Source organism: Cohnella hashimotonis (assembly GCF_030014955.1).
Lineage (GTDB): Bacteria > Bacillota > Bacilli > Paenibacillales > Paenibacillaceae > Cohnella > Cohnella hashimotonis.
This window is the reverse complement of the sequence record NZ_JAGRPV010000001.1, coordinates 6,116,986-6,139,513: the sequence shown is the minus strand read 5'-3', so window position 1 is coordinate 6,139,513 and position 22,528 is coordinate 6,116,986. Positions and strand designations below refer to the sequence as shown.

Genomic DNA, 22,528 nt, shown 5'->3' with positions numbered 1-22,528 from the left:
AGAGCAGAGAAGCTTGGAAGATCACCGGACGGGAGGGAGAGACTTGCCGCTTCAAGCTGCAATACTGACGGTAGAGGGATTTCGCGCCAGCCGTTTAGACAACGAAAGGAGGTTATTCGTATACTTGCCCCCGGGCTACGAGGGGGAGACGTCCAGGCACTATCCCGTGCTGTACATGCACGCGGGACAGCGCGCCTTCGACCCAGCGGCGCCAGGCACAGAGTCCTGGCGCATCCATCGCGCAGCCGACCGGTTGATCGGGGAAGGTCTGATGGAAGGAATCATCATTGTCGCCATCGCCCATGTCAGGCCGGCGGAGGCCAACGAATATTATCACTTCAAGGCGCCGGCCGAGGAAGCGGACGTCGTTCGGTGCGCGGGTCTCGATTATGAAGACTTTGTCGTCAACGAGGTGAAGCCGTATATCGACGCCCGGTTCCGCACGCTGCCGGACCCCGCGAATACAGGCTTGCTCGGCTCGTCCGCCGGCGGTCTGTGCACGTACCATATGGGGTTCCGCCATCCCGACGTGTTCGGCAAGCTTATGATGCTGTCGCCGTATTTCGTCAAGGCGCAGCTGGACGACAGCACGCCGTCGGGGCTGCGCGAAGAGCGTCTTTACAGGCCTTGCCGGGGCCGTCCCCCCGTCAAAGTATGGATGGACATCGGGGATGCGGAAGGACTGTTCCTTCCGAGGCATGTTCGCGATGTGGCGGTCGAGCTGCTCGGGGAGGGCTTTCGCTACGGCGAGGATCTCGCATATCTCGAGCAGGCCGATGCCGCCCATCAGGAGACCGACTGGGGCGATCGGGTGCATATTCCGCTGCTGTTCATGTTCGGTCGCATGGGCACGCCAGCTTCGCTCGAGCTCCGCGGCCGGACCGAGATTGGCTTGACGGGCGGACACCGGGCGCAAGTCAATGCCGTACTCGGTTACGACAGCGGCTTCGTGATGAGCGTACTTAACGGCGAATACCGCGTCGGCGACCCGTCGGTGCTGAAGGCGCTGCCCGACGGGACGTTAATACCGCTGAGCCCGGGTACGACGACATTGACCTTGACGTCCGGCGGGCTCGTGGCAACCGGTGTCTACACCGTCGTTCCCGCGCTGTCCGATCGCGTCGTCGTCGAGATGACCGCCGACGTGCCGCCTGAGGCTGCGCCGCCCGCCGCCATCTATGGCGGCATGGGCATGCGGCTCGCCCATGCGGGCGGGAACCGCTATGCCGGACGATTCCGGGTGCCGAGGGATACGGGCTTTCGCTTTCGTTTCACGAAGGGATTCCGCAAGTTCGAGACGGACGCAGCGGGCGGCGTCATGCCAAACCGTACGTTCCGGGCTTCCGAAGATATCTCGCTGCATTGCGAGGTCGCCCGCTGGGAAGAGACGCCGTACCGCGCGGCGGAAGGGAGGGATCATGATGATTCGACCATTTGAACCGCTGATGGACATTCCCTATTACTATCCGTGCAATCTCCCGCTCGTCCGCGAGGTGCTGAGGCGGCAGGGCATCCGGAGCGGGCTCGGGCTGCTCGCGGCCGCGCGGCTCTACGGCGTGCCGGCCTGCTCGGACACGGGGCTCGTGAAAACCTATTTTAACAAGCTGGATTACGCGGAAGCGGTCTGGCGCCAGACGGGCAAGACGGAGTTCGCGAGCCTCGAGGAAGGCCTGCGGGAAGGGCAACGGCTCATTGGCGAAGGCGAGCTGTTCCTGGTCACCGGCACCAGCTATTACCTGCCTCATTGCGAAGATTATCTGTCGCCCAAGTATATTGAGAAGCTCGTAGATCCCGGCTCCCGCCAGTACCTCGTCGATCATTGGCTCGCGGTATACGGCATCGAGGAGACGCGGCTGCACGTGTATGATCCGGTGCCCGCGCGCTACGCCGGTCCGCTGTCGCTGCAGGCGTTCGACGATTTCTGGAAGGGCAACAAGGCGATTCCCGAGCTGGCGAACGCGAAGCGCAAGGAGGAGCTACATTCGTACTGCTCCATAGGCATCGCCGCTGCCGACGACGCGAAGTGTTCTGCCTATGAGGAGCAGCTGCTGCAGGCGGTGGCCACGCATGCGCACGAGTTTTTGTCGGCACGGGAAGTCGCGGAAGAAGCGCGAACGTATTATTTCGGCTACGCGGTAACCAGACGTCTGCTCGGACAGCTGCACCGCAGCTTGGCCGAAGGCGCGGCGGCGCTCGGCGCGTTGTCGGCCTTCGTGTTCGACATGCGATGGAGCCGGTACTTTTTCCGCGATCTGCTGCGGGAGGCGGCGGAGACGCTAGGCTCGCCGTTCGACGGCCATGCCGCGGCATTCGATGCCATCGTAGCGGATTGGGAGGATGCTCACAAACAGCTGCAAGGCCGGGCGGCCGCCGAACGAATGGCGAAGCTGGGCGTTGCGCTGGAGGCGCTGGCGAAGCGTGAGCACCGGCTGTACGAGATGCTCTGGGCGGACGCTCGCGGCGCCGGGCTGTTCGCCAAGCGGCAGCGGTCCGATGCGCGCGGCCCGGACGGCCGACGCGAAACGATCCTGCGGATCGTGCTCGACAGCTGCGAGGACCTGAACCGTTTCCAAGGCGGCGCTGTTCCAGTCGAGCTCGGCGCCGAAGCGCCGCTCTACGGGCGCAACGGGAACCTCGACTCGCTCGGGCTCGTCTCGCTGCTCGCATCCGTCGAGCAAGGCATCGAGGAAGCGCTCGGCTGCGGCATCGCGCTATCCGATATCGCTGCGGCATCCGTGCCCGACAGCCCTTACCGTACGGTCGACACGCTGGTCGGTTATTTGCTCGAGAGGCTGCCCGAGGCGGGCTGAGGAGGAGCGCTAAGCTATGCAAGAATACAGCATGCTGACGGAGCGTTTCCGGCGGTTCGGAGACAGGACTGCGCTGGTCTGGCGGGATCGGGCGTATTCGTACGCCTGGCTGGGCGCGCAGATCGGGACGATGAGAGAACGGCTGCAGGCCGAGGGGATCGAGCGCGCGGTCGTCTCGCTGGAGACCGAATATTCGCCCTATGCGGCTGCCGCCGTATTCGCCCTCCTTGGCCAGTCTTGCGTCGTGCTTCCGATCGACGGAAGCCTGGTAGCGGCGAAAATCGAGGAATATTTGGACATCGGGGAAGCGCAGGTCAGGATCGGCGCGGACGAAGCGGGACTGTCGATACGCCGCAGGGAGGGCGCGGAAGTCCGCCACCCTTTGCTGCTTGGACTGCTCCTCCAGCGCGTGCCGGGACTCGTCCTATTTTCCTCGGGCTCGACGGGCAGGAGCAAGGCGGCGGTGCACCGCGCGGACCGGCTGCTGGCGAAGTTCCGCGCGGAGGGCCGTGCCGCGAAGACGATTCCCTTCATGATGTTCGACCATATCGGCGGCATGAACACGATGCTGACCACGCTTGCCAACGGCGGCTGCCTGCACGTACTGAAAGACCGATCGCCGGAGGAGGTATGCCGGACGATCGAGCGGTACGGGATCGAGGCGCTGCCGGTCTCGCCCACCTTCATGAATTTGCTGCTCCTGAGCGGCGCGCATCGCATGCACGATCTCAGTAGCCTGAAGGTGGTCTCCTACGGCTCCGAGGTAATGCCGGTACACACGCTGGCCGCCTGGAACGCGGCGTTTCCGGATGTTCGCGCCGTGCAGGCTTACGGCATGTCCGAACTGGGCGTGCTCAAGACGAAGTCCAAGAGCTCGGATTCGCTGCTGTTCTCGCTGCAGGGAGACGGGGCTTCGTATCGGATCGTAGACGGTCTGCTCGAGATCAAGGCGGAATCCGCCATGATCGGCTATCTGAACGCGCCCGACCCGTTCACCGAGGACGGCTGGCTGCGTACGGGCGACGAAGCCGTCGTAGAGGACGGCTATATCCGTATCCTCGGGCGGCGCTCGGAGATCATCAACGTCGGCGGGGAAAAAGTATATCCGGCGGAGGTGGAGAGCGTGCTCCAGGAGCTGGCCGGCATCGAGGAGGTCGTCGTCAGCGCGGAGACGAGCGGCATCACGGGGCAGATGGTGATGGCGACCGTGAAGTTGCGCGAGGATATGGAGCCGAGCCTCGGCGAACTGCGCAGGCGCATATGGACATTTTGCCGGGATAAGCTGCCTGCCCACAAGATTCCGCAGAAGATCGTCATTACCAGGGAATCGCTCACAAGCAACCGGCTCAAAAAAATTCGCAAGCCGCAGGCGCAGGAAGGTAATCCCAATCTAAACGGATGAAGAGAGGCGGAATCAACATGACGACGCTCGCTACGCACTTTGCCAAAGAGCTGGAGCAGCTCCACAAGGACGGCTACGTATTGTTCAAAGGCGTGCTGGATCGCGGCCAGGCGGCCGCGCTCAAGGAAGGCATCCGGCAGGCTTTCGAAGGCAAGGACGACAACGTCATGATGCAAGGTCCGATGTTCGAGCGGGGCGAGATCTTCGAGGCGCTCGTCGATCATCCCGTCATCAGCACCTTTATCGAAAAGGTGCTTGGTCCCGACTGCCAGCTGAGCAGCATGAACGGCATGCGCACGACCCGGAACAACGGTGTCAGCAAATGGCACGTCGACGAGGCGTTGTTTTTCCCGCTGCCGGAGGGCGCGGAGATTGACGCGAGCATCCCGATGCCGGTTTTTCTCATGAACGCGCTGTATTATCTGGACGACGTTACCGAGGATCAGGGGCCGACCCAGGTCGTACCGGGCTCGCACCGCGCAGGTCGAGCTATCCGCCATGCCGAGGAGATTGGCGAATACAAAGGGCAGGGCGCGATCTCGATTCTGGCGGAAGCGGGCGACTGCCTCGTGTTCAACAGCCAGATCTGGCACCGGGGCGCGCGCAATCAGAGCGACGATCCGCGATATGTGCAGCAGGTTATCTACCGCAAAAAGTTTATCGTGCCGCACATGACCTACGACATCAACGGCGTCTATCGGGTGCCCGAAGAGATCGCGCAACGCAGCAATCCGCGCAGGCGGCGGCTGATGGGATACAGCGAGCAAGTGTTCTAAACAGGGCATGCGTGGATGGGGCGACAGATAGCGGCTTCATAGACGGCTGGCTGCCGTCGATAAGGCGCGGCAGGCGGAAGCCTGCCGTTTCTTTTTAGTTTGCGGCCATCAGATTCGGTGCTCGTCGGCACAAGACAAGCCGCCTCTCGACAGCGAAGGAGCTATTATTTTTGTTTCCTGGATTTCCGATTCAAGGATTGACATCTTCTGGCTGACGATTTATGTTGTTACTAGGGAAACCGGTTCCCCTAATTCTTGCGAGAGATTATGAGGCAGCCGAACGACGGGCCGAAAAGAAAGGAGCGCGCTGGGAATAACGGAGCAAGTTGTTGTAAGCGCTTAATCATTTGAGGAGGTTGGACTTTATTATGATTCGTAAGACAAGCATCCTTCGGCATCTCACGGTCCGCTGGCTGGCGGCCGTACTGCTGCTCGCGATGATCGCGCCTGCGCTGACAACGGCGCCGAAGCCGGCGCAGGCAGCCAGCATCGGCACGATCGGCGAGGGCGACACCATCTATCAGATCATGGTCGACCGCTTCTACGACGGAGATCCGACGAATAATGCGACAGGCTCGGCAATTCGTTACGGAGAGACGGTCGAGGACGACTTCCGCTACATGAAGGGCGGCGACTGGCAGGGCGTCATCGACAAGATGCCTTACATCGCCAACATGGGCTACACGGCCATCTGGATCTCTCCGGTCGCCGAGCCGCAGATGACGAACCGCGAGAACGGCGGCACGGGCAAGAATACCGCTTACCACGGCTACAACGTCAAGGATCCGAACGCGGCCAATCCGTATTTCGGCACGAAGGAAAAGCTCAAGGAGCTCGTCGACACGGCGCATTCGTACGGCATCAAGGTCGTCATCGATGTCGTGCCGAACCATGTCGGCGACTACATGCTGGGCACGCAGGCGTACTATGACATTCCGAGCCTGCAGCCTGCGGCGCCTTTTAACAATCCCGCCTGGTATCACCACAACGGTGACATCAACTGGTCGCTCGTGGACGGCAACTACACCCAATGGGCGCAGGATTACATCGAGAACCACGACCTCGCCGGTCTGGACGACATCGATTTCGACGTACCGGCAGCCAAGTCGGCCATTTTCAACTCCATTAAGGGCTGGTTCGACTACACGGGCGCGGACGGCGCACGGGTCGATGCGGCCAAGCTGATCAAGCCGACGGATGTCGGCGATCTGCAGAACCTGCTGGGCGTCAACACGTTCGGAGAGAACTTCGACGGCAATGCAGAGTTCGTTTCCCGCTGGGTCGGCACGAACAAAGAGTGGGGCATGCTCGACTTCCCGCTGTTTTTCTCCGTGCTGAACAGCTTCGCTTACGGGCAATCGTTCGATTCTAACATCAAGAGCACGCTGGCCCAGGACTCCCTCTATAACGGCAACGCGAACCACATGGTCACCTTCCTCGACAACCACGACCGCAACCGGTTCCTGACCGAAGCGGGCGGCAGCGTAGCCAAGCTGCAGAACGCGCTGACGTTCCTCTTCACCGTGCGCGGCGTCCCCGTCGTCTTCCAGGGCACCGAGCAGAACAAGGGCAACGGCAACGGCGCGATCATCGGCGGCGGCATCGCGGATACGTGGAACCGCTGGTCGATGGTGAAGCGCGACGCGAGCGGCAATATCATCACCAACTACTTCGACGAGAATGCGAGCACGTTCCAATACGTGGCCAAGCTGAATCAGATCCGCAAAAATTACGAGGCGCTACGCAAGGGAACGCAGCGCGAGATGTGGTCCGCGCAAAATGTGTACGCCTTCTCCCGGCGTATGGACAGCGGCGCGAACGTCGGCCAGGAAGTCATCTCGACGTTCAGCAACGCATCCAGCGGCACGCAGACCATCACGATTCCGTTGCGTGCGGAGAGCACACTGACCGTCGGCACGGTGCTGGTCAATCAGCTTAACACGTCCGACACGGTCACGGTTCAATCCGGCGGCGCAACAGGCAAACAGATCACCGTCTCGCTGGGCGCGAACGTGGCCAAGGTATACGCCAAGGCGCTGTCCGATACGCAGGCGCCTACCGCGCCGACGGGCTTGACCGCTACGGTGCAAGGCACGACCGGCGTGCAATTGAACTGGACGGCCTCGACCGACAACGTAGGCGTGACCGGCTATGAAGTGTACCGCGGCGGCACGCTCGTCGGCACGGCGACCGGCACGACGTACACGGATTCGGGCCTGACCGCCAACACGACGTACACCTATACCGTGAAGGCGAAGGATGCGGCGGGCAATGTATCGGCGGCGAGCGCTTCGGCTTCGGCGACGACCGGCCAGCCGGACACGACGGCGCCGAGCGTGCCGCAAAATGTGGCCGCGACTGCGCAGAGTTCGTCCAGCATCCAGGTAACCTGGAGCGCTTCAACCGACAACGTCGGCGTTACGGGCTATGAGGTTTACCGCGGCGGCATGTTGGTCGGCACGGCTACAGGCACGTCTTACACCGACACGGGACTGGCGGCCGCCACCGCCTACAGCTACACGGTAAAGGCGAAGGACGCGGCGGGCAATCTGTCGGCGTTCAGCGCGGCGGCATCGGCGACGACGTCGGCAGGCAACAACGTGACGATTTACTACAAGCAGGGCTTCGCGACGCCTTACATCCATTACCGTCCGGTCGGCGGCACATGGACGACCGCGCCGGGCGTGGCGATGCCGGTCTCCGAGGTATCCGGCTACAACAAGATCACGATCAACATCGGCACGGCGACCCAACTCGAAGCTTGCTTCAACAACGGCAGCGGCACGTGGGACAGCAACAACTCGCAAAACTATCTGTTCGGCGTCGGCACGTGGACGTACACGCCGACGGGCAACATCGCGGCGGGCGCGCCGAACGTCGACAACCAGGCGCCGACGGTGCCGGGCAGCGTGACCGCGACGGCGACGTCCGCGACGACGGTTAACGTCACGTGGACGGCGTCGACCGACAATGTCGGCGTGACGGCTTATGACGTATACCGCGGCGGTACGAAGATCGGCAGCGCGGCAGGCAACGCAACGTCGTACACGGACAGCACGGCCGCGGCCGGCACGACCTACAGCTACACGGTCAAGGCGCTGGACGCTGCAGGCAATGCCTCGGCGGCGAGCGCGGCGGCGACGGTCACGACGCCTGCGGGCAGCGGCAGCGTGACGATCTACTACAAGAACACGGCGTATACGAATGCCTACATCCACTACAAGCTGGACAATTCGACGACATGGACGACGTCGCCCGGCGTACAAATGACGGCATCGACGACGTATCCGGGCTACAAGTCGATCACAATTCCGCTGAGCGGCGCGGCCGGCCTTACGGCGGCGTTCAATAACGGCAGCGGCACGTGGGACAGCAACGGCGGCAGCAACTATCACTTCGACAGCGGCGTATGGACGCTGGTCGGCGGCACGAAGACGGCGGGCGAGCCGCAGGCGGACAGCGTGACGTTCCGCGTGACGGTGCCGTCGAACACGCCGGCGAGCGGGCCGGTGTATCTGTCGGGCAGCTTCAACAGCTGGAATGCATCCGATCCGGCTTATCAGCTGACGAAGGGCACCGATGGCGTGTACAGCATCACGCTGAGCCTGACGCCGGGCACGGCGTACACGTACAAGCTGACGCGCGGCACATGGGCATCGGTAGAATCGACGTCCAGCGGAGCGGATATCGCGAACCGCACGCTGACGCCGAGCGGCGGCGCGCAGACGGTGAACATGACCGTGGCGCGGTGGAAGGATCTTTAAGACTGTAAGCAAAAAAGCCTGTCCGTTCCCAAATGGGAGCGGCAGGCTTTTGCGCTGTGTGGGGGGGCGGCGGATAATTGCTAAAAGGCAACTAAATCGGATGAAAGCGGGTGTTGAGTCGGCATTAACGGTTAAAAGGCATTTAATTTTGTCCAAAGCTGCTCGATGAAGCCACGAGGCTCTGAATAGTTGCCTTTTGACCACTATCTTGGACGAGTAAGGGCATTTTGCGAAAATAACTGCCTTTTGACCACTATCCGGGCTAGGAAAGGCGGCTTCGGCATCCGGATCAGGAAAGACAGCTTCGGCATCTGGGCCAGGAAGGCGGTCTTCGGCTTCCGGGCCGGGAAAGGCGGCCTTCGGCATCCGGACTAAGCAGGGGCGGCTTCGGCAAAAAGCAGAGTCGTTAAACCGGCCCGACTATGATTCTGCAGCCTTAGAAATCCGCCGCAGAGGATCCAACCGCCTGTCCGCCGGCCGCAGTCTCCGATCGCGTGGACTCCCGCACGATCAACTGCGGCTCGAGCATGCGCTTCTGTAGCGGCATATCGGGATCCCGCAGCTGCTCGAGAAGCAGCTCGCCGGCCGACACGCCGAGCGTGAACGTGTCGATCTTGAGGCAGGTGAGCGGCGGCGTCGTATACGGCGACATCGGGTAATCGTCGAAGGCGGCGATCCCCAGTCCGCCCGGCACGTCGACGCCGCGCTCGCGGGCCGCTTTGAGCAGGCCGAAGGCGGCGTAGTTGCTCATGCAGACGACAGCATCCGGACGCTCGCCAGCCGGCAGGTCCAGCATCCTGAGACCCAGCGCGTAGCCGGAGTCCGTGTCCGCGAGGCCGCGCAGGGCCGCTTCGTCCGGCGCCGGCAAGCCGGCCTCGGCGAGCGCGCGGGCGAAGCCGCCGAAGCGCCGCACGAACAGCTTCTCGTCGCGCTCGCCCGCGAAGAAAGCAAGGCGCCGGTAGCCGCGCTCAAGCAGATGGGCCGCAAGCATATGTCCGCCTGCTTCGTTGTCGAAGTCCACCCAGCTGACCGGCGACTGCACCTCGCCGATCGAGATGAACGGGAAGCGGTGCGCCAGCAGCTCCTCGCAGAGCGGCTCGGTCAGCACCGAATTGTTGGCGATCAGACCGTCCACCCGCCGGTTCAGAACAAGACGCTTCATAAAGTGCTGTTCTGGCCGGTCGGGCTGCTGGATGTTCGAGATCGTGAGCTCGTACTTGCGCTCGACGAGCGCGCTCTCGATACCGCCTATTATATTGAAGAAAAAATGGTCGAGAAACTCATGCTCCCTGGATAAGTCGATCAACAAGCCGATATTCCGGCTCGTCTGCTTGGCGAGCTGCGTGGCAAGACTGCTGGGCGTGTAATTCATCTCGCGGATGATGCCCCAGATCCGGCTCTTCGTTTGGTCCGATACTTTTGGCGAATCGTTAATGACCTTGGACACGGTCGACTTGGCCACTTGGGCGGCGTCGGCGATATCCTGTATAGTCACCTTCCGCGAGGTTCCCTCCGGCAACGAAATCCCTCTCCCTCAACGATCAATGGTTTGAAAAACCGGTTTCACCCATTATAGCACAGTTGGTTCGCAACGCGACATACGCAAACGTTGCACACGCCGCGAAATCGACAGGATCTGACTGGATGCCCGCTTGCCCGGGACCGTGCGACCGCGACAAGCGGTTCGGGTTATGGTTTAATAGTAGAATCAAGTTCGGAACGCACAGACCGACGACATGGAGGATAACGGATGACTTTACGCTACCCCAGCCCAGTGCGCCGCGCCGCGCTCGCGCTGACCGCCGCATCGTTGCTGGCCGCGCTTGCGACCGGCTGCGGCTCCAAGGCCGAGCCCGCGCTGGCTCCGGTCGATACCGCGACGGCTTCGCAGTCTGCCTCGGCTTCGCCCGCGCCGACCGCCTCCGCGGCCGATCCGACAGCCGCATTCCTCGCCCCGCTCACCGGCCTCCCGACGGAGCAGGCCATCACCCGAAGGCCGCTTAGCGTCATGATCAACAACTTCAAGGCCGCCCGGCCCCAGTCCGGCCTGACGCATGCCGACACGGTGTGGGAGATCCTCGCAGAGGGAGGCATCACGCGGCTCGTCGCGATCTTCCAGAGCCAGACGTTCGACGATCCGATCGGCCCGATCCGCAGCATCCGTCCTTACTTGATCGACATCGGCGAAACCTACGGCGGCGTCCTCGTTCACGCCGGCGCGAGCAACGACGCGCTCGCCATTCTGCAGCACTCGGGCAAAGCCGACATGGACGAGATCAACAATGCCGGCGCCTACTTTTACCGCAGCAAAGACCGTAAAGCGCCGCATAACCTGTATTCCACGCAAGAAAAGCTGTATACGGGCGCGCGGAAGTTGAAGTACGACGAAACGGCGCTCGTGCCGCTGGTGCAGTTCGATCCGACGCCGGACGTGATCGGGGAGCCGGCCGCTTCGCAGATCGACCTTAAGTTCCAATTGTCGGACTACAAGGTGTCTTACCGATACGATGCATCCACGCATCTATACGCCCGCTCGGTCAACGATCAGCCGCATATCGATCTCAACAACTCGCAACAGCTCACGGCGGCGAACCTCGTCGTTCTGTCGGCCAAGCATCGTGCCTACGACGATTACGGCCGGCTCGAGATCGACTTGAAATCCGGCGGCGAGGCGATGCTGTTCCAGGAAGGACGGGCGATCTCCTGCGAGTGGAAGCGGGCGCCGGGCGACATCATCCGCATCTACCGGGACGGCCGCGAGCTCAAGTTCCTGCCGGGCACGACCTACTACCACGTGGTGCCGACGGACGGCGGGTTCGCGAGTCATGTAACGTACGAATAAACGCACAATGTCCGCAATCGCAGCCAGAAGAAGGGGCGTAGAGGATGGGCTTTAAGCTTCGCAGAGAGAGAACGGGCGGCAGCAGAACCTGGTTCGGCAAAATGCTGCTGTCTTACTTGCCGGCGTTTTTTATCCTGACCGCGTTTCTGTTTTTTATTTTTTTCCAGATTCTGAACAGCCGCAACCAGGACGCCGCCCGCAAGACCAACGACTACGTGACCAGGCAGGCGCAGCTTGTCGTCGACGCGTCGCTGACGGCGATCGACCAGAAGATCACGCTGGAAATGCTGCGCAATCGCACCGTGCTGCGGTATTTTTCCGAGCCCACGGCCGCCGATTTGTCGCTGCAGGTCAACGTTATGAACGAGCTGGCCGAGCTCAAGATCGCCAACCCGCTCATTCATTCGATCTACATGGTTCGGGCGGACGACCGCATGGTCCTGAACATGAGCACGACCTATCCGCTCAGCCGTTACCCGGACGCGCCTTTTATCGAATCCAGCCTGAAGTCGCCGAACAGCAAATGGTCTAATCTTCGACTATACAAGGAGCTCCCGTCCGAGACGGGGACGCCGGTCGTGACGCTGACCCGGAGCGTGTCCATCTTCTCGGGCCGCTACGGGCTGATCGTCATCAATGTCAACGCGGCTTCCCTCCAGCAGCTCGTCCGGGATATGTACGACGCTTCGGTCACGCAGCTTCACCTGTACGACGGATCAGGGCAGGATTTGTTTCACACAGACCCGTCAACCGCTGCGCCGAAGGCCAACAAGACGCTTGCGTCCGCATCTGTTTCCGACTATACCGGCTGGCGCCTCGTCAGCGAGTGGAATGACGGCAAGTGGATTACGTTCCTGCTGTCCCTCTTTAACGTCTGGCTTGTGCTGGGCTTGCTCGTCTGCGCGCTGGCGCTCGGCTGGATCGTCTGGATGACCCGGCAGAATTACCGTCCGATCCGCAACCTGGTCGCGCAGCTGGAGAGATACTCGCCAGGCAGCGGAGCGGTCAAGGACGGCGACGAGCGGTACGGCGGAGAATTCAGATATATTCACTCGATGATGGAAAACATGATCGACCAGAACAGCCGGTTCCAGCTGCAGCTCCAGCAGGACCTGGAGGTCAAACGGAACTTTTACCTGTACGGGCTGCTGGAGGGCATTCGCCAGGTCGGACCGGAGGAGTGGGCGGCTACGGCGGAGCAGCACGGCATGTATCCGGCGTTCGGCAAAGTGTTCGTCGTCGTCCTCGAGATCGACCGGAGCGCGGAATGGCGGCGGACTTACAGCCAAGAGGAGCAGGACGGATGGAAAAAGGCCGTCGAGTCGATCGTGGGCGGACTGACGGAGAAGGCCGACGGCTGCCGGGTATGGATGCTCTGGACGATGGCCAATCAGCTTGCGGTCATGCTCATGAGCGAAGGGGATGAGCCGGACGAGGCGATGTCCGCGCTGATCGGGGAGTGGCATGCGCGCATCCGGGACGACATGCCGTTCGAGATGACGATCGGGCTGGGAGAACCCGCGGTTCGTCCGGAGAATATACACGATGCCTACCAGGAAGCGCTCGCCGCGCTGCAATACAAGTCCATTGAAGGCAACAATCGGATTCTGAAGCATACGGGCGGACCGACCGGCCGGGGCGAGGTGTTCCGCCACCTGCAGCGGATCGACGGCATCGTCGACTTGCTGCGTCTGTCGGACGCAAAGTGGCGGGCGGAATTCCGTTCGCTGATCCGGCAGATGGAGCTCGACCGGGCGTCGCGCGAGGATATCGGGCAGGTCATGAATTACTTGATCTTCAACCTCGGCCGGGCTGTGGAGGGCATGAGTGCCGAGTACCGACGCCTGTGGAGCACGGACGTCATGCCGGCGCTCGCCAAGACGCTGGCCGAGGTCGAGATGATGGGCGACATCGCGCACGCCTTTTTCGAGGCCCTCGAAGCGTTCGAGGAGCGGGTGGAGCAGTCCCGCGAATCGCGGAATCAGGGCGTGCTCATCAAGGAGGTCAAGGCGTTCATCGAGTCCGACTTCGCGCGGCCCGAGCTGTCGCTGGACTATCTCAGCGAGAAATTCGGCATCAGCGGCAAGTATTTGAGCCGTCTGTTCAAGGAAGAGTTCGGCCTGAAGTTCGTCGATTTTCTGATCGACCTTCGCATCCGTCACGCCCAGCAGCTGCTCGCCGAGACGAGCCTGCCGGTCCAGGAGATCTCCGAGCGGATCGGATACAGCAGTCCGATCTCGTTCGCTCGCACGTTCAAAAAAATCGTAGGCGTGCCGCCGATCGATTATCGCAAGGAAAAGCAGGGGTAACGACCCGCTGCAATCGGCAATCCGGTCACGCTTTCATGCGCGGCCGGATTGTTTGTTTTTGTCCATCGAACGCTTAAGAATGTTGATGCGACGGGCTTTTTTGACATGGGGAAAAAAGTTGGCAGGTGGAATTAGGTTGGTTAAGGCAATGAAAAGTATGATTGGTTCATGTCATTAAACGTATCATCGTAATAACGCTTACGATGACATGAAATTGTCCGATTGGTTGGATCGGAGAAAATGGTTTGTTGTGCGGGCCGGTCGGCGATGATTTGATTAAGGCACGACTTGGCGGCAGGCTGGTCAGGTCGACAATCGATACGAAGAGGGAGAGGTCAATCGATGAAAAACAGATTCAAGAGGAGCCTGGCGCTGCTGACGGCGGCTAGCGCGGTCGGCACGGTCGCGCTGGCAGGATGCTCGAACGGGGGAGACGATGCGAACGCGGCGGGAAGCGGCTCGGCGGGCGCGGAGAAAATCAAGCTTTCCTTCGAAACTTCCGTCTATGCGGAAGCGCCTCACAAGAAAGCGATCGACGCCTTGATCCAAAAGTACAACGAATCGAACCCCAACGTCGAAATCACGGTGCACGGCACGGACTACGAGAACTTCTGGGACAAGCTGACCACCGAGATCATCGCAGGTACGCAGGGCGACATCGTCCAGGTTTATCCCGAAAACATCGCGACCTACAACGCGCTGCAGGGGGAAAAGGGCGCTTTCTTGAATCTGGACGACCGCATCAAAGGAACGGAGCTGGAGACGGACCTCGTCGGCCAGGAGCTCAGCAAGGTAAACGGCTCTTATTATGCGTTATCCGATTACGCCTGGGGCACGACTGGCATCTTTTACCGCAAGTCGCTGTTCCAAAAGGCCGGCATCGATCCCGCTTCGATCAAGACGCTGGAGGACTTCAAGCAAGCCGCGATCAAGCTGGGCGTAGATACGGACGGGGACGGCACGGTCGATCAATACGGATTTTCGAGCGTCGTAGGCTCGCACCCGTTCGTCGCTTCCGAATGGTATCGTCTCGTGGCGAGGCCGGTGTCGGGCGGCATTTTCTTCGCCGACGGGGAATCCGGCCCTTATACGGCCGACCGGATCAACGTCAACTCGCCGGCCAACGTCTGGGCGGCCGAATGGTGGCAGGACCTCATCAACAATCCGCAAGCGACGCCTCCGGGCACGCGGGACAAGAAGGTCAGCCGCGAGATGTTCTGGAACGGCCAGGCCGCGATGATGATGGACGGCCCGTGGTTCATCGGCATGACAAGAGAGCGCGACGCAGCGCTGATGGACGATCTCGGCCTGATTCCGCAGCCTTCCGTCGAATACGAAGGCCAGACCTACAAGCCGAATCCGCATAATTATCCGCTCGTCGCCATGATTTCCGCGAACAGCAAGTATCCCGACGAGGCTTGGGCTTTCCTGAAATGGATGGCTTCCGCCGAAGCGCAGGAGATCGTGTCGCAGTCCGGCATGATTCCGAGCAGCAAGGCTTATGCCGGCACGGACGCCTATTCCCAGGCGAACCCGCTCGCCGCCCAATTTTTCGACTTCCAGCAGAACGTGTACGCCCCGGCCGTCATGGATCCGCCGATCCCCGAGCTCGGCACGCTGAACCAGACGCTGATCAACTATGCGCAAAATATGTTTGTCGCCAAGCAGGACGCCAAGTCTTCGCTCGACAAGGCGGCGGAAGAGATGAAAAAAGCGATGAATTAATTCGTCAGGCCGGTCCGGCGGCTCCCGCCGCCGGATTCGACGCCTGCGAGGAGGAAGGAAATGAACAACGACAACGCGCTTCTCGGACAGCCCTCCTTGCCGACGCAGCAGACCGCCCCGCCCCGCCGTTCGCGTTTCTGGCGCTCCGAATGGCGAAGGCTGAAGCAGAACAGGGCCGCCTATTTGTTTATTGCGCCGCTCGCGCTGGCGGTCGGGCTCGTGCTGCTGTATCCGATTCTGAAGGCGGCGCTGATGAGCTTTCAATATTGGAAAGTCGCGAAGCCGATTGCGGACGGGCATCCGTTCGTCGGATTCGATAATTACGCGGCGGTCATGGACTCAGGCTATTTCTGGCAATCGCTAGGCATTACTTTCCTGTACATTTTCGTCACGGTCGTCCTGCGCTTTGTATTGGGCATCGGTACCGCCGTACTGCTTAACACGCCGTTCAAGGGCCGCGGACTCGTCCGTGCGCTGGTCATCATCCCGTGGGCGGTCCCCGAGGTTGTCACCTGCCTGGTCTTTATCCTCATGTTCGATTATCAATTCGGCGTCGTCAACGACGTTTTGATCAAAATGAACATTCTGTCGAACCCTCTGGCCTTCCTGGGCGAATCCAATACGGCGCTATGGGCCGCGATGTTCGTCAATGTGTGGAAGGGCTTTCCGTTCGCCGCCATTATGCTGCTCGCCGGTCTGCAGGGCATTCCCAAGGACCATTACGAAGCGGCGAGCATCGACGGGGCCTCGGCCTGGAAGCAGTTCACGAGCGTGACGCTGCCGGCGCTGAAGCCCGTATCCGTCATCGTGTTCCTGCTGCTGGTCATCTGGACGGTCAAGGACTTCGGCATCGTATACGTGCTGACGGGCGGCGGACCGAGCCGCGCCACGGAGCTGCTGACGATTTTCATATACCGGGCCGGCTTCAAGTCGTTCGACTTCGGTCTCGCCGCGGCGGCGGGCATGTTCCTGCTGCTGATCTCGGTCGTCTTCACCGTGCTCTACATGAAGGCTACGAAGGCGGGTGAATCGGCGTGAAAAAAAGAAACATGCCCATCGTCTATATCGCCGCCGTTCTGATTTCATTGTTCGCAATCGCGCCTTTTGTCTGGATGATCCTGACCTCGCTCAAGCCGCAGGCCGAGATTTACAGCAAGCCGCTGCAGTATTTGCCGCAGCATCTGAACGCGGAAGGCTACAAAGGCATGCTGAACGCGAAGGCCGACCCGAACGTGAACTTTATCTCCTGGTTCAAAAATACGGCCATCGTCTCGCTGCTCACGACCGTGTTGTCGCTGATCGTGTCCGCGCTGGGCGGCTATGCGATGTCGCGCTTTCAGTTCCGGGGCCGCATGAGCATCGGCTATATCATTCTGCTGACGCAGATGCTGCCGGGTTCACTGCTCATTATCCCGCTATATCTCATCATGAAGGATTACCACCTGTTGAACTCCTATTTCGGCCTTGTGATCGCGTATGCGACGATCGCGATTCCGTTTTGCACATGGATGCTCAAGGGCTACTTCGACAGCGTGTCGACGGCCATCGACGAAGCCGCCTCGATCGACGGTGCGGGGCGCTGGACGACGTTCGTCCGGGTGATCCTGCCGCTGACGCTGCCGGGACTCGTGGTGACGGCCGTCTTCTCTTTCCTGACGAGCTGGAACGAGTTTATGTTCGCGCAGACGTTCCTCAGCGACTACGACAAGTGGACGCTCTCGGTCGGCATCGCCAGCTTCCAGGGGCAATATGTCGTCAATTGGGACTATCTCATGGCCGGCTCCGTCATGACGACGCTGCCGATCGTCATCGCGTTCTGGCTGCTGCAGAAGCATCTCGTCAGCGGCATGACGGCAGGCGCGGTCAAGTAATACAGGCATACGCGGCAATTATTTTACGTTCTAGAAGAGGGGCTATCGGCTATGGAAAAGGGAAAAATCAGATTTGGCATCGTCGGCATGGGCATCCGGGGCAGCTTGTTCGCGGACACGCTGCTGCAAAATCCGTTTGCCGAGCTCGTTGCCGTCAGCGATGCCTTCGCAGCTACGCTGGATAAGAGCAAGGCGCGCTACAACGTTCCCGGCTATGCCGACGTTCGCGAGATGATCGCCGGGGAGCAGCTGGACGCGCTCGTCATCGCAACGCCGGACTTTCTCCACAAGGAGCCGGTCATGCTGGCGGCGGCGCACGGGCTTCACTTCATGGTCGAAAAGCCGTTCTCGACTTCTGTCGAGGAAGCCGAGGAAATGCGGGAGGCGGTCGACCGCGCCGGCGTGACCTGCATGGTGGCGTTCGAGAACCGCTGGAATACGCCGTTCGTCGCCGTCAAGGAAGCGGTCGAGCGCGGCGAGATCGGCGATATTCTCACGATCAATGCGCGTCTTAACGATACGATCTTCGTTCCTACGCAGATGCTCAAGTGGTCGAAGGGCTCGTCGCCGGGCTGGTTTCTGCTGCCGCATGCGACGGATATCGCGCTGTGGCTGAAAAAGACCGCGACGCCGGTCAGCGTCTACGCCGTCGGCACGAAGAAGAAGCTCGTCGGCATGGGCATCGACACGTACGATTCGATCCAGTCGGTCGTCAGCTTCGACGACGGCACGCATGCGACGTTCACGACCAGTTGGGTGCTGCCTGAGTCGATGCCGCTGATCTACGACTTTAAGTACGAGATCATCGGGGACGACGGCGCGCTGTACGTGGACCTGTCCGATCAGATGGTGCGCAAGGCCGGAGGCGTCTACAGCCATATGCATACGCTCGGCACGCCGATCAACGGCCAATTCACCTCCGCGCCGAGCTTTATGCTGAACGCGTTCGTCGACCATGTCCGTCTCGGCACGAAGCCGGAGTCGGGCGCGGCCGCGGGCCTGCTCAACACGAAGCTGGTGCATGCCATCCACCGGTCCGTCCTGAGCGGCTCGGTCGAACGGATCTGACGCCGTGCGGCCGGACGATATTTATGGCGGCCGCATCGTCGCCTGGCTGGGACGGCCCGGCGTCCTGATCGAGAACGATCGTCTGCAGGCGACGATCGTCCCCGCCTTGGGCAGCCGCGTCGTCTCGCTACGCTGCAAGACGACCAGTACGGAGCTGCTGCATACGCCTGCGTCGGTCGAGGCGTACGAGTCCGCGCCGATGCTGTACGGTATTCCGGTGCTGTTTCCGCCGAACCGCATCGCCGGCGGCACGTTCGAATTCGGAGGCAGAGCCTACCGGCTCGACATCAACGATCCGGTGACCGGCTCACATGCGCACGGCTTCGTGCACGACAAGGCGTGGGAGGTCGTCTCCTGCGGCCGGGACGAAGAGAGCGCGAGGCTGGTCACGGCGTTCGACTCTGCGCATTATCCGTCGGTGGCGGCGCAGTTCCCGCACCGCTTCCGCCTCGTCATGCGGGTCGAGCTGCAGGGGAACGCGCTCGTTCAGCGAATCGACTTGCACAACGAGAGCGATGCCGCGTTTCCGTGGGGGCTTGGCTATCACACGGCGTTTAACTTTCCGCTGGGTGCGGCTTCGTCACCGGATTCGTGCACGTTCTCGGCGCCGGTCGGCCGCAGATGGCGGCTGGACGAGCGTTTCCTGCCGACGGGCGAGTTGGTCGAGGATGAGCGGGCAGCGCAGCTCCGGCAGGGGATGCCGCTCGCCGGCGTTGCCTTGGACGATGTCTTCGAGGCCGCCGGCGACAGCGCTAACGAAGCGGTGCTGACCGATCCGGACGCCGGCATCCGCGTGCGCTATCGCGCGGATCGCGCCTTCGGCACATGGGTGCTCCACAACGGCGACGGCCGGCAGGGCTTCGTGTGCCCCGAGCCGTATACTTGCGTGACCAATGCGTTTAATCTGGCGCTGCCGCCGGAGGCGACGGGCTTGCAAGCGCTCGCGCCGTACGCGTCCGTATCGGCAGCTAGCAGCATTGTCGTGGAGCCGTATCGGGCAGAAGAGTCATAGAATAGCGGGAAAGCGGAAACCCCCGGCGTTGCGGCAATGTCGTAACGCCGGGGGTTTTGTCTAATCCTGGCGCAGACGCTTGATCGAGGAATGGACACTTTGTCGATTTATGCGATAAAATGAAGCCACTTCCTTTATTTTCGCATTCAGTCCTTTTCGGCTTGAAAGAAATGAGGACACGATGAGCCTGCAGCAAGCTCTCATACCGCTATTCACGCATCTTCTTCCTCTTGCGCTATTCATTTGCATGGGGCTCGACGTGCTGATCCGCAATTCGAAAAAAACGGAGCACCGGCTGGTCAGTCTTATAACGCTGTGCTATTCCTCGCTGTTTCTGGAGGAGTACGTCCGCCAACTGCTTCCGATCTCCTATAGTCCCGCGCTGGCCGCCTTGTGGTTCAGCAATACGGGCATCCTGATTCCCGGTCTGGGCTTTCATTTTACCGCCAAACTGACGGGGATGGACAAGCGAATGCCGCGATTCCTCTATCCCTACGTTTTTTATGTGCCGGCGCTGTTTCCGCTGATCTCGATTTTCGGCGCGGAGGAGATCATCTCCACCCAGCGCTTCGTGGAGAGCGGGATGTGGAAGCAGCCGGTCTATAATCCTTCGTACTATATTGCGTTGATCGTCAGCACGCTGGTGAGTTTGCTGTACCTGTTCCCGCTGCTGAAGGCCAGGGCTCGCGCGGCTTCAGCCGAGCTGAAGTCTTTGTATACGCTGACGACCTGGGGCGTTGTCGTTACGGCGCTCTGGATTATCGCGTTCGGGCTCTTCAGCTACGGCTCGTTCATGCCTCCGTATCCCTATATTTATTGCGGGCTGCTATGGTGCTTCACTTTGAGGCTGACGATGAGGCGTCACGACTTTCTGAATTTCGTGGACAAGCGCTACGAGAAGCTGTTTCATCTGAATCCGGCCGCTATTGTGCTGCTGGACCGGTCGGGTACGGTTCGCGAATCGAATCCGGCAGCGGAGCAGTTGGTCGGCGACATGCGCGAGGACCGCGAGGCGTTTTACTCGCTGATGAAGACCGTGGTCAGCGAGCAGATGCGCGATACCCGCGAGATTAAAGGCTATGAAGCGACCGTGCAGGGTGCGAGCAAACGCCTGGACGTGCTGCTGGACGGCGACTATATCATGGTGGACAACGAGCCGCACATCCTCTTGATCGTGCGGGACGTGACGGCCCAGCGGGAGTACCAGGAGGAGATCCGGTACCTCGCCTATCACGATCCGCTGACGCGGCTGCCGAATCGCAGGTATTTTTACGAGAGGTTGGAACCGGCAGTGGCCGAAGCGAGGCGGCGGGGCGGTCTGATGGGCATTGTCCTGATCGACCTGGACTACTTCAAGGATATCAACGACAAGTACGGGCATAAGGCCGGAGACGAGGCGCTGCTGCATACGTCAAGGCTGCTCCGGGAGGCTGTCGCGGATCGGGGGCTGGCGGCAAGGCTGGGCGGAGACGAATTCGTGTTGCTGCTGCCGGAGGTAGCGTCGGGCGAGGCGCTCGAAGAGACGATCCGGCGTCTGCGCGCGTCCGTCGCGGCCAGCCGGCTGATCTGCGAGGGGCAGGAGATCCCGATCGCGATGAGCATCGGCGCAAGCCTCTATCCGCAGGATGGCGTGGACGGCGACGCGTTGATGCACGGCGCGGATAAGGCGATGTACGCGGTGAAACGGCGCAGCCGCAACGATTATGGGATGGCGGGACGGCAGTAGACGGCGTACCTTAAAATGAGGGGCTGAGGGGTGGGTGTGCCGGTTAGCGCGTATTCAGCGTGCCGGAGCCTTTCGGAAGTTTGGCGGGGCAAAAACCTGCATTTCTACATGTATTTTCCGCAGCCCAGGGACAGTTGATGAAATACCTGCAAATGTGCAGGCAAATCCGAAGCACATGCCGAAAATTAAGCTGGCGGAGGAAAAAAGATGCATTTTCGGCTAGGCCCCCTAAAACTGGAGTCATACCCTACAATGATTCCAATTTCATAGCGCAGCTCGTTATTTCAAGCGATTACACCGATCTGTAAAAGGCTGAAGCATCGTCCAATGTCTTAACCCACGCTGCGAACGCTGTTGGAGCCATGTTTTTTAGGCTGCCGTGCATCTTACGGTTGTTATAAAAATCCATGAATTGGTCGAGCGCTTCATAAGCTTCCTCCAGCGTCATGAATGTACGATTGCTAAACAAACAACGCTCAAGGATGCTGTGGAAAGACTCGATGTAGGCATTCATATTCGGTGTCCGCGGCGGAATCCGTTCATGGACCATGTCCCAGCACTCGCACATGTCTTGAAACAGCTTGCTGACGAACTGGGGGCCGTTGTCCGTGCGGATGATAGGCAGTGCTTCACCCGGCTGAAGGCGCTGCTGCAGCGCGATCCCCAGGGTCTGCACCGCGTGCTTGGCCTCGCAAACAGGGCCGCGGTATTGCCCTACGACGACGCGGTCGAACACGTCGATGATGCTGAGTACGAAAAAGAAACGCTCCTGACCCAAGGCATAGCCATATTTGATATCCATTTGCCAAAGTTGATTCGATGCGGTGATGGTGTGATTTCTCGGCAATCGCCGAGGATGCGTCTGTAGGCGTTGCCGCTTTTTTTGAAGAATGCCGAGTGCCTTGCACATGCGATAAGCCTTTTTCTTGTTCAGCTTCACCCCGTACTGCTTGCGAATACAGCGCGCTAACAGCTTATAGCCATAGACGTGCTCTTCGCCCTCCAGCAGTAGCAACAGCCATTCCTGGATTTGCTCGTCGCAGACTTTCTCGCCCGATTCGTTGTAGGCGTATCCGGGCACAGGGCGTCCCCTGCGGACCGGCTCGACGCGTTCTGCGTCAGGCTGAGCGGCACGCTTACGCCGCTCATAATAGGTGGACTCATTCAACTCGAGAATGCGCAGAACCCGTGCTACAGGCTCCCCCCGTTTAATAAATGGTTCT

15 protein-coding genes are annotated in these 22,528 nt (G+C 60.7%); 13 read left to right on the top strand and 2 right to left on the bottom strand.

The genetic code is table 11. The features are described from left to right. Positions 1–13: 13 nt before the first annotated feature. The 5 genes from KB449_RS24695 (at position 14) to KB449_RS24675 (ending at position 8,752) form a co-directional block, all read left to right on the top strand. Entirely contained in the window at positions 14–1,438 is a 1,425-nt protein-coding gene (locus tag KB449_RS24695) for an alpha/beta hydrolase (RefSeq protein ID WP_350356242.1), read from the top strand. Then, positions 1,422–2,810, top strand: coding sequence for a hypothetical protein (locus KB449_RS24690; protein WP_282910906.1), 1,389 nt, complete (start codon positions 1,422–1,424; stop codon positions 2,808–2,810). Before KB449_RS24695 ends, KB449_RS24690 begins: the two co-directional genes overlap by 17 nt. A gap of 16 nt (positions 2,811–2,826) precedes the next feature. After that, complete coding sequence (locus KB449_RS24685; protein WP_282910905.1) at positions 2,827–4,212, top strand: class I adenylate-forming enzyme family protein; 1,386 nt, start codon at positions 2,827–2,829, stop codon at positions 4,210–4,212. 17 nt (positions 4,213–4,229) lie between these two features. Next, entirely contained in the window at positions 4,230–4,988 is a 759-nt protein-coding gene (locus tag KB449_RS24680) for a phytanoyl-CoA dioxygenase family protein (protein WP_282910904.1), read from the top strand. 368 nt (positions 4,989–5,356) lie between these two features. Beyond that, positions 5,357–8,752 (top strand): alpha-amylase family glycosyl hydrolase, encoded by a 3,396-nt coding sequence (locus tag KB449_RS24675; protein WP_282910903.1) that lies wholly within the window; start codon positions 5,357–5,359, stop codon positions 8,750–8,752. Between the two features lie 436 nt (positions 8,753–9,188). Here KB449_RS24675 and KB449_RS24670 read toward each other — a convergent pair whose 3' ends face one another. After that, entirely contained in the window at positions 9,189–10,247 is a 1,059-nt protein-coding gene (locus KB449_RS24670; protein ID WP_282910902.1) for a LacI family DNA-binding transcriptional regulator, read from the bottom strand. Between the two features lie 255 nt (positions 10,248–10,502). On the opposite strand from KB449_RS24670, the gene KB449_RS24665 reads away from it, so the two are divergent. From KB449_RS24665 to KB449_RS24630, 8 genes are all read left to right on the top strand, one after another. Next, positions 10,503–11,594 (top strand): DUF3048 domain-containing protein, encoded by a 1,092-nt coding sequence (locus KB449_RS24665; RefSeq protein ID WP_282910901.1) that lies wholly within the window; start codon positions 10,503–10,505, stop codon positions 11,592–11,594. 44 nt (positions 11,595–11,638) lie between these two features. Next, positions 11,639–13,903 (top strand): helix-turn-helix domain-containing protein, encoded by a 2,265-nt coding sequence (locus tag KB449_RS24660; protein WP_282910900.1) that lies wholly within the window; start codon positions 11,639–11,641, stop codon positions 13,901–13,903. Positions 13,904–14,245: 342 nt separating this feature from the next. Next, positions 14,246–15,628 carry an ABC transporter substrate-binding protein gene (locus KB449_RS24655; RefSeq protein ID WP_282910899.1) on the top strand — a complete coding sequence of 461 codons (1,383 nt, stop codon included), beginning with the start codon at positions 14,246–14,248 and terminating at the stop codon, positions 15,626–15,628. Between the two features lie 60 nt (positions 15,629–15,688). Further along, positions 15,689–16,666: a carbohydrate ABC transporter permease gene (locus tag KB449_RS24650; RefSeq protein ID WP_282910898.1), complete on the top strand. Its 978-nt coding sequence runs from the start codon at positions 15,689–15,691 to the stop codon at positions 16,664–16,666. After that, complete coding sequence (locus KB449_RS24645) at positions 16,663–17,499, top strand: carbohydrate ABC transporter permease (protein ID WP_282910897.1); 837 nt, start codon at positions 16,663–16,665, stop codon at positions 17,497–17,499. The genes KB449_RS24650 and KB449_RS24645 overlap by 4 nt, the downstream gene beginning before the upstream one ends. Before the next feature lie 51 nt (positions 17,500–17,550). Then, entirely contained in the window at positions 17,551–18,567 is a 1,017-nt protein-coding gene (locus tag KB449_RS24640; RefSeq protein ID WP_282910896.1) for a Gfo/Idh/MocA family protein, read from the top strand. A 4-nt stretch (positions 18,568–18,571) separates the two neighbouring features. Beyond that, positions 18,572–19,579 (top strand): aldose 1-epimerase, encoded by a 1,008-nt coding sequence (locus tag KB449_RS24635; RefSeq protein ID WP_282910895.1) that lies wholly within the window; start codon positions 18,572–18,574, stop codon positions 19,577–19,579. A gap of 181 nt (positions 19,580–19,760) precedes the next feature. Beyond that, a complete protein-coding gene (locus KB449_RS24630; RefSeq protein WP_282910894.1) occupies positions 19,761–21,305 on the top strand; it encodes a diguanylate cyclase domain-containing protein in 1,545 nt (514 codons plus the stop codon). Positions 21,306–21,597: 292 nt separating this feature from the next. Here the strand turns inward: KB449_RS24630 and KB449_RS24625 are convergent, their stop codons facing one another. Then, positions 21,598–22,518 (bottom strand): IS3 family transposase, encoded by a 921-nt coding sequence (locus tag KB449_RS24625; RefSeq protein ID WP_282912706.1) that lies wholly within the window; start codon positions 22,516–22,518, stop codon positions 21,598–21,600. Between the last annotated feature and the right edge of the window lie 10 nt (positions 22,519–22,528).